Genomic DNA, 13,292 nt, shown 5'->3' with positions numbered 1-13,292 from the left:
TTCCTTTCGCTAAGTTGTTTGTATATCTTTAGTGTAACAGAAGCTCCCTATTTTTTATTAGTTTTATGTCACATATGTATTATCGTCTAACAAAAAGCGAAGAATCATGGTGTAAAACATCTTGTGTAAATTTAAAAATGCTCCTTGTATAGAAAAAGAGGACCATGTCTTGTAAGATTAAGTTACGACAACTAAATCCCAAGAACATTGGAGGTCCTCTTTTAATCAATCTATTGTAAATAATCAAGGGTTGCTAGAATAAAGGCCTTAAAGGCTAAGATGAGCTTGCTTTCATCGATATCGAATTTAGAAGAATGGTGACCATGGAACTGGCCTTCAATCTCTCTTGGGTTGGCTAAAAATAAGAAAGTTGCTGGAAGCTCTTTACCATAATAGGCAAAGTCCTCAGCCCCCATTAAGGCCTCTGCTGATGGAATAAGGTAATCATCGCCTAGTCCTGCTTGTAAAGCTTTAACAGTATCTAAAGTAGAGGCTTGATCGTTTACTAAGACGGGGTATTTATACTCATAAGACAGGTCAATTTTTACATCATAAGCGACTTCCAAACCTTTGGTAATCTTATTCATTCGCTGATGAACAAATGCTCTCAAATCATCATTTAAAGTCCTTACGGTGCCTTCAATGAAGACTTGATCAGGGATAATATTTTGATTAAAGCCCCCTTCAATATGGGTCACAGAAACGACTACTGGATCACTGGCTTTAATATTCCGACTCTTAATGGTTTGAAAGGCCATTATCAATTCAGCAGCCACTGTAATCGGATCTTTGGAAGATTCAGGATAACCGGCATGAAAGCCAAAGCCTTTGATTATAATCTGAAAACGATCCATCGAGGCCATCATAGGACCAACACGATAAGAAATATGACCCGGAGCAATTGCTTTATCTAAATGACCGATATGAAAACCTAATACCCGTGTTACATCCGGATTTTTAAGGACACCTTCTTGAATCATTGGCTCTGCCCCTCCGGGGTATTCTTCACCGGGTTGGAAGATTAGTTTAACCTTACCTCCAAATAAATGACGGTGATGGGATAAAAAGTCAGCGACGGCTAGAAGCGTAGCCGTATGTCCATCATGGCCACAAGCATGCATATTACCGTTTCTCGAAGCAAAAGACAAGCCCGTTTCCTCTTGGATGGGTAAACCATCCATATCGGCTCGAAGTCCCATTACTCGATCATTTGGACTCCCTTCTTTGCTTCCTTCTATGACGACAGCCAAGCCATTTCCGTTGACATAATGGTCTTCAACCGAAAGACCCATTCCTATGAGTTGACTGCGAACATAATCCACTGTCTTCGGCAAATCTAAGCCTAACTCAGGAATCTGATGTAAATCACGTCTCCATTGAATGATTTTTTTTTCGTATTGATCATTTCTTTCAAATAGTTCTTTGCTTGGCATTAAACCACCTACTTAACCTTTACTTAAATAATTGATCAACGCTTTAGTCGTTAGGATCATTTCATCCGTATCTAGGTATTCTTCCGTCGTATGAACCAGCTCCATTCCCACACCGACAATGGCTGAGTTAAAACCTTCTTCGGCAAAAAAGTTGGCATCCGATCCTCCACCGATAATTTGAGGCTCTGCTTTGACACCGACTGTTTCGTAGGCTGCGACAATTTCTTTGACGAATTTGAGGTCATCTTGACTGGCAAGGGCTGGGTAGTCACGACGCGTTTCGATGGTATAGTCGTTTGTATACTGCTGGATAATGCCTTCGTAGGCTTGTAATAATTGGTCGACCTTTTCTTCTTGATGCGAGCGGATTTCACCGGTAAAGATACAAGAATCTGGCACCACATTATTAGGGAAATCAGAAGTAATTTGCGACACATTGGCGGTTGTTTCGTCATCAATCCTTAAGAGCGGCATTTGGCTAATGACTTTGCTCGCTACTTGGATGGCATTAATGCCCTTTTCTGGTTCGATCCCCGCATGGGCCTTACGCCCTCCAATGGTGATCTCAAAGCGGTAACAAGTCGGTGCTTGGTAGGCGACCTTATTGGCCTTGCCGGCATTGTCAGCTACAATTAAGTTTTTAGCAGGATTGATATGCTGGTAGACACTTTCCCAATTAATATTCCGCGCACCTAACATCCCCTGCTCTTCACCGGGAGTGACGATTACATAAATATCTTGGTGACTAATCTGATGCTTAACAATGTATTCCACAGCGGTTAAAATAGCGGCCAGACCGGCCTTATCGTCCCCACCTAAGGTCGTCGTCCCATCTGAGGACCAAATATTGTCCTTTTTAACGATTTTTAAGTTTTTATTGGGCTGAATCACATCGGTATGAGCATTTAGTGACACGCCCTCGCCTTCTATGTCTCCTTTAATTTTCGCAAAGATAACTGGCGAATTGCCACCGTAGGTATGCTGGCTTTCGTCAAGATGAATCTCGGCTCCAAGATTTTCAAGAAATTTAATGACATAATCTGCCATTTCTTTTTCCTCTTTAGAGGGCGAATGAATCATCAACATTTCTTCAAAAATTTCTAAATTACGTTCAGCAATCATAGTATACCTCCTATTAGTTTAATAGACCTTTTTCTAATTGTTTACGCGCAAATAAAATAGTAGTAAAGATAGATGTTAAAGTAATAACAAAAGATGGATTTCCTGGAATGAACTGAACAATGTAGATCATAACGGTTGAAATCAACAGTGCAAAAAGACCGGTCTTGTATGACTTGACCATAAATTGGCCAAAGATTGCCCCATAAATGCCTGGAATGATTAGCTCAAAATACTTCGCTAAGTCGGCAGGTAAGGTAGTAATCACCGTTTGTCCTAAAATGGTCGCAAAAATCACAAAGAAAACAGCCACATAGATGGATACAGCTAAACCGATTGTCCCCATCAAAGCCCCTTCATCTGTCCCTTGCTTGTAGCCTGATGCTTCCGATGAAATGGCTGCGGCAGGAATCTTCATATTGACCCCATTACCTGATAACATGGTTAAATATAAGCCTGATGTACCAACAATTGGGAAGTAAGTTAAAGGTTCACTCAGATAGAAAGCTCCAGAAACAGACATTTGTGAAATAGCTCCGGCGATGATGGCGGCAAAACCTGGATTATAACCAAAGACAAAGGTCATGGTTAGAGGGGGTAGTAATACGGCAATCACTCCCAAGACCATGGTTAAGCGGCCAAAATTAGTTATACTTTTGGTGAATTTTTCATAGGCTCCCATTCTTTTTCCTCCTTATAGATCTAAACAAAGAACATGCCACATAAAGCACCGGCAAACATGGCAATCGTTAGTGACCAAGACTTTAACCATTCGTATTGGTCGCTTAGTTTTTGGCAGATAATCATAATCACTAAAGCCGATAAAGAAGCGACGGCGTAGGATGGATTGACATTAATTTTTACGACATTATTCATGACAAAGTAGGCAAAAGACCCTAACATGGCACCGACACTGACTGCTGGTAATAAGGCCTTTCGTCCACCTGTCATAAAATCATTAATAACATTCATGCGATGGCCAAAGAAGAAGGTCACAATTAGCCAAGGGATAACCCCTAAAGCCGGCGTCCATAAGGCATTGGCATACACCGTTGGATCCATCATTGGAGAGAGTTCTCCGCCTGCTGCTTGCGCACCAAAGGTGGCGGCCATGGTTTCATAGTTGGTACCTCCAATAATTGACATCCGCAAGGCTGAAACCGGCGCACCTAATGAGACAATCAAGGATAAAATACTCCCTACAATCCCTAAAGCCGGTCCAATACTGGCCATGGCTGCGACTCGTAGGCCTTTTTTAACGCGCTGTTGATCCATATTTAATTCTTTGGTTGCCTTCATCGCTTTCTTTAGGATGTAGGTCCCTTGAATCAACACTAAAGCAATACCAATTCCACTAACCAGATACATCAAAGGATGGTTGGCAAATTTTAGATGGTCTGACATACAGATTCCTCCCTATTAAATTTTAAAAAAAGACTTCAACTATGATAAACTTATTGAGAACCGTTCTCTTTTAAAGATAGCGCTTACATCTTTAATTAAATTTTACCATCATCCTCTAGCAATTAAAAATAGATGATAACAATACCACCTATCCTCATTTACTTATAATCAAACTATTAGGAGCCTAGACCATGGACATTCATCATATTCAATACATTTTGGAAATCGCGAAGACGGGTTCAATCAGCAAAGCTTCTCAAAATCTTTTCGTTTCACAACCCTATTTGAGTTCAATATTAAAAAGATTTGAAGAATCGATTGGTTTTACTATTTTCGATCGTACTCACAAAGGGGTTCAACTAACGAATGATGGCCAGCAAGTTCTTAATGATTTGGAAAAACTCGATGCCCTTTATCAGTCAATTGAAACCAAATATCTAACACCGACTAATTACTTCTCTTCGCTTTCTATTTCTGCCAGGAGGTCTTCTTATATTGCTTTTGCAATCGCCAAAATGATCAACCGCCTGCAAGAGGAACATCATAACTTATCGATCAAATTTTCTGAAACAACCAACTTACAAGTCATCGAGGATGTTAATAGTGGCAATGCAGATATTGGTATTATTCGTTTTTATACGGAGAACAAGGAGCATTTTGAAAATCAATTAAAAGCGCGTTATATTGAGTGGAAGCAGCTTTCCTCCTTTCCTCGAGTCGTTCTGATTTCCCAGCAGCACCCACTGGCTAAAAAAGAGCATTTAGCGCTTAAAGACTTAGAACCCTTTACAGAAATTATCCACGGTGATTTTGAATGGGATGATTATACTGAGGCCTATTTATGGCAGAAAAAAATTAATTCCTCAAAGAAATTAATCCAAGTTTATGAGCGAGGTTCACTGCTTGACTTTATCGCTACCATTAAAGGCAGTTACACTTGGACCACAGCTACCTACCCAACGATTCTAGAAAAATACAACTTAATTGAAAAAAGCGTCTTACCGAGTCATTCGGAATGTTTAGATTATATTATTTATAAGGCGAAGCTTGAAAAATCAGTCATCCTTAAACTAGTCGAAGAGAAAATCGATGAAACGATCCAATTATTTAATTAATAAGTAGGGCGAAAATAAAAATCCCTAGAGCTAACTTCAACTCTAGGGGGTTAATCTATTCATCTTATTCTTCCAACTTCTCTCGCATATACTGACGGATTTCCTCAGCGAATTCGCGGTGGAGGGCGAAGTCAATGGTGGTCTTAATAAAGCCGATTTTCTCCCCGACGTCATAACGAATGCCTTTGAAGTCATAGGCATAGACCGGTTCGTCTTGGTTTAACATTTGAATGGCATCAGTCAGTTGGATCTCTCCGCCGGCGCCGACTTGTTTCTTGGCTAGAAAATCAAAGATCTTAGGCGTTAAAACGTATCTTCCCATAATGGCTTGGTTGGAAGGGGCTGTTCCTTGCTTAGGCTTTTCAACAAAGGTTTTAACCTTGTATAAGCGCCCATCTTGTTCCAAGGGATCAATAATACCATAGCGATGGGTTTGGTCTTGAGGGACCGTCTGGACACCGATAACGGAGGAGCCGGTTAAATCGTATTCGTCCATTAATTGTTGAATGGCTGGTTGATCACCCTCTTCTGATACCACAATATCATCACCCAGAAGAACGGCAAAGGGCTCATTACCAATAAAGCTTCTGGCGGTATAAATGGCATCGCCCAAACCTTTCATTTCTTTTTGGCGGATAAAGTAGACGTTCGCTAGGTTGGAGGCCTTTTGAACCGACTCTAACATAGCAATCTTCCCCTTGTTCATCAGGTCTAATTCTAACTCGGTATTCTTGTCAAAATGGTCTTCAATGGCTCGTTTAGACTTCCCTGTAATGATAATAATATCCTCAATACCTGCTGCCACTGCTTCCTCTACGATATACTGAATGGTCGGCTTATCAATAATCGGTAACATTTCTTTCGGCATGGCTTTAGTAGCTGGTAGAAAACGCGTTCCATAACCAGCTGCTGGAATAATGGCTTTACGAACTTTTTGTTTCATCAGGATACATCTCCTTTCTTATTTGAATCCGTACACACTAAAAAGCATAGCAAACACACTATGCTTAGTTGTATTAGTTTTCGTTAAAAATATCGCGGGTAAATACTTTATCTAAAGCATCTTTTAATTCATCTTCTGTACGGTTGGCTAAGATGATATCGGATTGTTGCTTAAATTCTGCTAAATCATTGATTACTGGACAATTCATAATAGAATCTTGCGATAAAGTCGGTTCATAGATAATAATCTCGATCCCTTCATCTACCAATAATTTAATAATATCTTGAATGGCGGATTGTCTAAAGTTATCCGATCCAGACTTCATGGTTAAACGGAAGACACCAACGGTCTTAGGATTTCTCTTCAAGACACTATTGGCGATATGCTGTTTACGGGTTTTGTTGGAATCGACAACGGCTGTCATCATATTCTGTGGAATGTCACCGTAATTGGCTAATAATTGCTTGGTATCTTTGGGTAAACAATAACCCCCATAGCCAAAAGAAGGATTATTATAATGGGTTCCAATCCGAGGGTCTAGGCCAACTCCTTGAATAATTTGGCCAGCATCCAGCCCTCTCACTTCAGCATAAGTATCTAATTCATTAAAGTAAGACACACGCAAAGCTAAGTAAGTATTGGCAAATAGTTTAATGGCTTCGGCTTCAGTGGAATTAGTAAAAAGAACCGGTACATCCTCACTATGGGCGCCTTCTACTAAAAGATCTGCAAACTTTTTAGCCGCTTCATTATGGTCACCCACCACAATACGTGAAGGATATAAATTATCATATAAGGCCTTGCCTTCTCTTAGAAATTCAGGAGAAAAGATAATATTATCAACCTTATATTTTTCTTTCACAGATTCAGTATAACCAACAGGAATGGTTGATTTAATAACAATCGTAGCTTGTGGATTGATGCGCAAGACATCTTCGATTACCGCTTCTACTGCCGTCGTATCAAAAGTATGGGTCTCGTCATCATAGTTCGTTGGTGTCGCAATAATCACCATTTCAGCTTCTTTATGTGCTTCTTCGACATCAATCGTAGCTGTTAAATTCAACTCTTGATTGGCAAAAAAATCTTCTATTTCCTTGTCCTCAATCGGCGCAATGCGCTTATTAATTAAATCAACCTTCTCTTGAATAATGTCTAGCGCTGTTACCTCATGATGCTGAGCCAATAAGACGGCAATCGATAAACCAACATACCCTGTACCTGCCACTGTGATTTTCACTGATTCTTCCTCCTAGTTTATAATCCTTTTTAATTTTAGAATTGCTAGTTATAATTAAACGCAGATTCTTTTATCATATAACAATTCCAACGATAAATTGCTTGTTTAGTTTACTTTGTAATAATCTTTATACCATTTAACAAATTTAGTCAGTCCCTCTTCAATACTGGTAGAGGGTTTGAAATTAATATCTTTTTCAAGGTCACTTACATCTGCATAAGTTCTGAGTACATCACCTGGTTGCATTTCCATATAATTTTTTTCTGCTTCTAAACCAAGTGCTGATTCAAGCGCATTTATAAAACGCATAAGTTGAACCGGATTATTATTACCAATATTGTAAATTTTATAAGGAGCAAAACTAGTACTTAAATCATCTTTACTTTCATTCCATTCTTTATTGGCCGTTGGAACTTTTTCAATTAATTTTACTACTCCCTCTACGATATCATCAATATAAGTAAAGTCTCTTTCCATTTTTCCATGATTGAATACTTTAATGGGTTTTCCAGCTAAAATATCTTTGGTGAATGAGAAGTAGGCCATGTCAGGTCTACCATAAGGACCATAAACTGTAAAAAATCTAAGACCAGTTGTAGGAATACCATATAAATGACTGTATGTATGAGCCATTAACTCATTAGATTTTTTCGTTGCTGCATAGAGTGATACTGGATGATCCACATTATGATTAGTGGAAAACGGAGCTATCTTATTCCCTCCATATACCGAACTTGAAGACGCATACATTAAATGGTCTACTGGATAGTTTCTACAAGCTTCTAAAATGTTAACAAAACCAATTAAATTTGAGTCAACATAAGCATATGGATTCTCGATAGAATAACGAACTCCTGCTTGTGCAGCTAAGTTAATAACATGAGTTGGTTTATATATTTTAAAAATCTCATCTACAGCATCTTTATCTTTTAAATCCACTTTGTGAAATTTAAAATTTTCATATTTATTTAAAATATCTAGTCTCGATTCCTTTATAGCTGGATCATAATATGTATTTAAATTATCAATACCTATTACCTCATGAGACTCTTTTAATAATTCTTTTGAAAGGTGGAAGCCAATAAAACCAGCTGCACCTGTGATTAAAATTTTCATTTTCTTACCCCGTTTCTATTATTCTTCATTAATGATTAGTTTACTTAACTCCTGAGTAGTTAACTTATTATACGACTTTGCTGATACCACATAGAATATAATTCCCAACAAGATCCATATAAATAATGCAATTCTTGAAGGAAAAGACAAATATGCTGGCATACCTGGTACAATTAATAAAATAATAAATCCTAAAGATAGAATTGATCCAATAAAGCTAACTGCAATTTGTATTCTTTTCCCCTTAGTTTTTCTTAATATATTAAAAGCGGAAGCAGTGGTATAGAAATAACCGATAGCTGCACCTATTGAAGCCATATCAACCACCCAAAGTAGGACTTGACGCCCGAACCAAGGTGTAATTAGTGAAATTAAAAGTACAAATAGTATCGCATTTTTCGGTGTCTTATTCTTTGAATCAACAACCGAAAACCATTCTGGCAATGCTTTTGCTCTTGCCATAGATAGTAGTAATCTACTAGTAGCCATATAGAAACCAATTATTCCAGCTAATATCGCTGAAATAAGTGCTATACCTAAAACAAATAAACCAATTTGTCCCATTAACTGCTCAACAGCTTCTCCTGTCGCCCAGAAAGGTCCTGTCTCGATGAATTCATTCCAAGGATATACAATTGCAGTGACGGTGTTCATTGCAATATACATTAATCCGCCAAGTAAAATTGACAGGATCATTATTCCCATTGCTTTTTTAGTAGAAAAATTCATTTCTTCAGAAGCTTGAGGGATAGTATCAAAACCAACAAACGCCCAAGGAGCAATAGCTACCACAGCTAATATCCCACCAATGGGTGTGTTTTCTGGTGAGAATGCTGGAGTTAAATTTTTTATTGATGTTTGATTACTAAATAAAGCAACAACAGTGAGTAAGAGAATCGAACCAACCAAGGCAAATGCCATAAATGTCTGAATATTACCTGAAATCTTGATGCCTTTAATACTTGTAATTGCAAAAATAATTAGTGATAGACTTGCAAATAGAACTTCACCTAAATAAACTTCCCATCCGGCAATTGTATAGAGATATCCTACTTGCAATATTCCAGGAAACATATACCTACCAATTAATCCAAGAGCAGTTGCATTTAAAGGAACAATTGATAAATATGATAATCCTAAAAACCAAGCGCAAATAAAAGCATGAGTTCTACCAAATCCTTTAAAAGCAAATACGAATTCTCCTCCAGCTACAGGAAATTTTTGTATCAGATAACCATAACTAATAGCAATAATAATCATAATCAAAGAACCAATCATCATCCCTATTGCTGAACCTAAAGGACCTGCTGTTTTAAGAAAAAGGTTCCCAGGCATTACAAATGCTCCCCAACCAATAATACTTCCTAATGCTAAGGACCATACATTAAGTGGGCTGAGACTTCTATCTAATTTTGTATTATTATTCATAATTCACTCCCTTTTTTTAAGATTTGATTATTCCATAATATTTATAGAATCTTTTTACTCTTTCGTCAATTAGTAACGGTTGATGAATCTGTAAAATATTTACATCACTATAATTATTTCCTTCAATAATCTGAAAACCATCATTTGTAATAACAACATCCCACCCTATATAATTTAAAAAATTAAGTTTAGAAGCTAATTGAATAAGATCATCTCTTATCTTGTGCCAATTTGGAATTTGTATAGACTCGATAATTTCATTAGTATCAGGATGAGTATGAACCCACTCTATCCTTTTGTTCTTAGAATGATGCAATGCTGCCTGCTGAATAATTCCTGTTTCTATATTTACTTGTGCTGTAAGGCCACCTCTCCACACGTTATCAGCCGGTTCAGTATTTTTACTGCCAAATTTATGAACTGCAATTGGAATGAATACTTCACCTGATTTTGAATCTCTCATTGTAATAACTCTAATAGTATTAATTGTTCCCGGATAAATTTTATCTGAATAATCTGCTTGCTTTAAATATTCACTAATTATATAATTTTCAAAAAATTTAATAAGATCGTTTAAATCTTCTTTTGTATAAAATTTATTATTTACTATAAGACAATTGTTAATATACTGAATTCTGAATATGTTTTTCCCCCCTCCTCCACTCTGTTTCTTAATTATAATGGTTTTTTCTTTTTTAATTAATGAAATTAGAGATTCTAAATTAGATCTGTTTTCACCTAAGTAAATATCACCGTAATAAATCTTCCCATAGGTTTTTGGAGTAATCTTTTCGTCTGATAATACTTTGTCAAAAAGAATTTTATCATCTAAAATTATAGAGTATGGACCATTAATTGTACGCGTTAAGTGTCTTTTAAAATCTGATAAATAATAAGATGGATTATTTTCAGAAAAATTGTAGAGATAGTATTTTTCACTGCTAAACCCTTTGAATAAAATTTTTATTTTTTTTAAAAAAGCTAGGTCTGAATTATAACTTTTTTCTTCTTTTAAAACATATCGTAAGGCTAACATATTGTTTCTTAAGTTTCTAATACTTCTTGAAATTTTACCCATCGTGACTAACCTCAACTTTACTTTCTATTCTTCAACCATGATAATCTTCCATTATCACTTATTTTCTTTGCAGGGACACCGGCAATTGCTATATTTTCCTCAAAAAATGATTTATTAACTACAGCATTGGCTCCGATAGCAATATTTTTTGCAATAGTAACTGGACCCAAAATAACAGCCCCTACTCCTATTACAACCCCATCTTCCAATCTTGGAGTTGCATCATCATTACCTCCTGCAACTATGCTTGTGTTAATATGGATTGAAATGTTTCTCCCAGCCTTTACTTTTCCATTAACTAATATAGGACCTAAATGCATTATCTTTAAACCACATCCAAACGAATTTATTGGAATATGCAACATATATCTATTCTGAAATCGTTTTAATAAAAATTTATAAGTTAATCCCATTACTTTATTCCTAGTATTAAGGTAATATTCAGTCTTTCTTAATAAAATATTATGTCTCCATAAAAAATCATTTTCTTTAATTAAGAATAAAGGATTACTTATATTTCTTCTACCATACCTTTTTGATTCAATTATGAGAAATTGTTTAAGATCTTTTTTAGATTCAATCTTACCTTTTGGATAATTGTTAAGAGTGTCCACTTTTATCAGTCCTCCTATTGGGTAAAACAAGTAATTCTCCTAATTTATAGTCCCATTCATCAGGTGTAAATTTACCCGCACCACTCAAAGGAAAAAATGTTAATTCTCCGAATATTATTTCATCTTTTATATAATAAAAATCAACTCTTACAAACGGGAAATTTCCAGAGAGGTTTTTTGCCAGTTCAATCATCTTACTATATTTTTTGGGTTTATGATGTTTAGCACCTGACATAGGCAGTTCTCTAAGACCATTAAAGGGCATATGATTCCAATTAATATCATAAAAATCAATTGTTTCATTTTTTCCTCTATCCCTAATAACTTGGCAATATATAGGTTCTCCATTAAAGCAAAAGAATTTAAAATCTGTAAGATAGTTATGGTTTTCATCTTCCGATAGATATTTTTCACAAATAATCCTAGGTTTTATGTCTTTATAAACCCATTCACGATTTTGCCAAAAATAATTTTTCTTTAACCAAAGATCCATTTCTTTCTTGACTTCTTTCTCGTTTAATTTATCTTTATTCTTACAAATTATATTAAATCCCGATCCATGTGTTCCTTTTAAAACAAACTGATTAGGAAGGTTTTCAAAAGAAATTTCTTTTGTTGAATTATAGACACCAATAATTTCATTTAGGTATTTCTTTCCGATCTTATTATCCACATAATCTCTCACTAAATATTTATCTGCACATTTAATTGCGAGCGGATCATACCAATATAATTTTAACCACTGCTGTTTATCTGTAAATCTCTTTGGATTCTCAAGGTCTAATTCTCTTCCCAATCTTTTCTCGAAAATATATCTAATTCTTCTTTCATTAGAATAAAAATTTTTTAAATAAACTTGTTTCAAATAGTTTTCCAACATCTTAAACAACACATCACCTCTTAACATAATTACATAGTATTAAATATCCGATTTTGTTAAATTTATTTATTAAAAACTAAAGATATTATAACTGATCTGTATAATAAATAGATAATCATTTTGAAATTTTACTGGTAGTGTCAAATAAATTGTGTGACCTACATTTTAAGATTGTAATTGTTATATCAAATTTTCAACTATTTCCATTCATAACCTCGCATTTTAGAAGAGCTTTCGACCGCCCTATAGATTCGTTAGTATCTTTGAGATCGATAGCTCCTCTAAAATGCGAGGGAAGCAACCAACGGGCGCTAGTTTAGTCCATTAAGATACTTGGGGCTTTGTGAGACCTTCTCTTAATTTCGTCTCGTTAACTGGTCGTTTTTGATCCAAAAGATTTCGAAGTTCAAAGGTAACCTTCCCAAATCCTTTATGAATTCGCTGTCCAAACTTTGCGTTATACTCGCTAATAGAACAATAGACTGTTTTTCCCTAAGTGGCTTCATGGGGAAACTGTTCTTTTATTGTTGTGATCCGCTTTATTTGTTTATTGACGGCTTCTGATAGTTTGTTGGTATAAAAGGATGTCCATATTTCCTTGGGAAAATGCATAAATGAGAAAAGATTCTTTTTTAGTCTCAATTGTTCAGCCAACTTTGGATAAGTCGCTCCCCAGGTCTGGATGAATTCATTGAGTAGTCGAGTGGCTTCTACGATACTACTGGCTTTAGGAACTTTTTTAGTGACGCTAACACTTCTTGACGGTTCTTCAAACGGACTTTCATGGAGACATGTCTCAGTAAGTGTGTCCAACAAGATGGATGAAGAGCCATCGGAAACTCATTAGTCAGGGCCTCCGCTAACCCGGTTAATTCGTCTGAGACAAAAAGTAAAACATTTTCTAGCCCTCTTTGTTTTAAGT

General features: G+C 36.1%; 12 protein-coding genes and 1 pseudogene. 1 reads left to right on the top strand and 12 read right to left on the bottom strand.

Annotation, left to right across the window (positions count from 1 at the left end; genetic code table 11):
• Positions 1-230: 230 nt before the first annotated feature.
• The 4 genes from ACQV2X_RS08050 to ACQV2X_RS08035 are packed head-to-tail and all read right to left on the bottom strand — an operon-like array spanning position 231 to position 3,956.
• Complete coding sequence (locus ACQV2X_RS08050; protein WP_428881826.1) at positions 231-1,433, bottom strand: M20 metallopeptidase family protein; 1,203 nt, start codon at positions 1,431-1,433, stop codon at positions 231-233.
• A 12-nt stretch (positions 1,434-1,445) separates the two neighbouring features.
• Positions 1,446-2,555, bottom strand: a complete 1,110-nt coding sequence (locus ACQV2X_RS08045) for a M20/M25/M40 family metallo-hydrolase (RefSeq protein ID WP_428874753.1) — start codon at positions 2,553-2,555, stop codon at positions 1,446-1,448.
• Positions 2,556-2,568: 13 nt separating this feature from the next.
• Positions 2,569-3,234 carry a hypothetical protein gene (locus ACQV2X_RS08040; RefSeq protein ID WP_428873660.1) on the bottom strand — a complete coding sequence of 222 codons (666 nt, stop codon included), beginning with the start codon at positions 3,232-3,234 and terminating at the stop codon, positions 2,569-2,571.
• A 20-nt stretch (positions 3,235-3,254) separates the two neighbouring features.
• Positions 3,255-3,956 (bottom strand): DUF5058 family protein, encoded by a 702-nt coding sequence (locus tag ACQV2X_RS08035; RefSeq protein WP_428874755.1) that lies wholly within the window; start codon positions 3,954-3,956, stop codon positions 3,255-3,257.
• Positions 3,957-4,147: 191 nt separating this feature from the next.
• Between ACQV2X_RS08035 and ACQV2X_RS08030 the strand changes: the two genes are divergently transcribed.
• Complete coding sequence (locus ACQV2X_RS08030) at positions 4,148-5,071, top strand: LysR family transcriptional regulator (RefSeq protein ID WP_428874756.1); 924 nt, start codon at positions 4,148-4,150, stop codon at positions 5,069-5,071.
• Between the two features lie 64 nt (positions 5,072-5,135).
• On the opposite strand, the gene galU is transcribed toward ACQV2X_RS08030, so the two are convergent.
• The 8 genes and pseudogenes from galU to ACQV2X_RS07990 form a co-directional block, all read right to left on the bottom strand.
• On the bottom strand, positions 5,136-6,014 hold the full coding sequence (gene galU / locus ACQV2X_RS08025; RefSeq protein ID WP_428874757.1) for a UTP--glucose-1-phosphate uridylyltransferase GalU: 879 nt from the start codon (positions 6,012-6,014) through the stop codon (positions 5,136-5,138).
• 73 nt (positions 6,015-6,087) lie between these two features.
• Positions 6,088-7,254 carry a nucleotide sugar dehydrogenase gene (locus ACQV2X_RS08020; protein WP_428894408.1) on the bottom strand — a complete coding sequence of 389 codons (1,167 nt, stop codon included), beginning with the start codon at positions 7,252-7,254 and terminating at the stop codon, positions 6,088-6,090.
• A 105-nt stretch (positions 7,255-7,359) separates the two neighbouring features.
• The gene (locus ACQV2X_RS08015; protein WP_428894407.1) at positions 7,360-8,370 is read right to left on the bottom strand and encodes an NAD-dependent epimerase; all 1,011 of its coding nucleotides are present in this window, start codon (positions 8,368-8,370) and stop codon (positions 7,360-7,362) included.
• A gap of 18 nt (positions 8,371-8,388) precedes the next feature.
• Positions 8,389-9,798, bottom strand: a complete 1,410-nt coding sequence (locus ACQV2X_RS08010; RefSeq protein ID WP_428894406.1) for an APC family permease — start codon at positions 9,796-9,798, stop codon at positions 8,389-8,391.
• Positions 9,799-9,814: 16 nt separating this feature from the next.
• Positions 9,815-10,876: a sugar-transfer associated ATP-grasp domain-containing protein gene (locus tag ACQV2X_RS08005; RefSeq protein WP_428894405.1), complete on the bottom strand. Its 1,062-nt coding sequence runs from the start codon at positions 10,874-10,876 to the stop codon at positions 9,815-9,817.
• Positions 10,877-10,893: 17 nt separating this feature from the next.
• Complete coding sequence (locus tag ACQV2X_RS08000) at positions 10,894-11,490, bottom strand: serine acetyltransferase (RefSeq protein WP_428894404.1); 597 nt, start codon at positions 11,488-11,490, stop codon at positions 10,894-10,896.
• Positions 11,477-12,370, bottom strand: coding sequence for an ATP-grasp fold amidoligase family protein (locus tag ACQV2X_RS07995; RefSeq protein WP_428894409.1), 894 nt, complete (start codon positions 12,368-12,370; stop codon positions 11,477-11,479). Before ACQV2X_RS07995 ends, ACQV2X_RS08000 begins: the two co-directional genes overlap by 14 nt.
• Before the next feature lie 492 nt (positions 12,371-12,862).
• Positions 12,863-13,292 (bottom strand): annotated as a pseudogene (locus tag ACQV2X_RS07990) (transposase); the annotation flags it as partial.

Source organism: Facklamia sp. P12945 (assembly GCF_050409485.1).
Lineage (GTDB): Bacteria > Bacillota > Bacilli > Lactobacillales > Aerococcaceae > Facklamia.
Note: the sequence above shows the minus strand (reverse complement) of the source record. Positions and strands in the feature narration are given on the sequence as shown.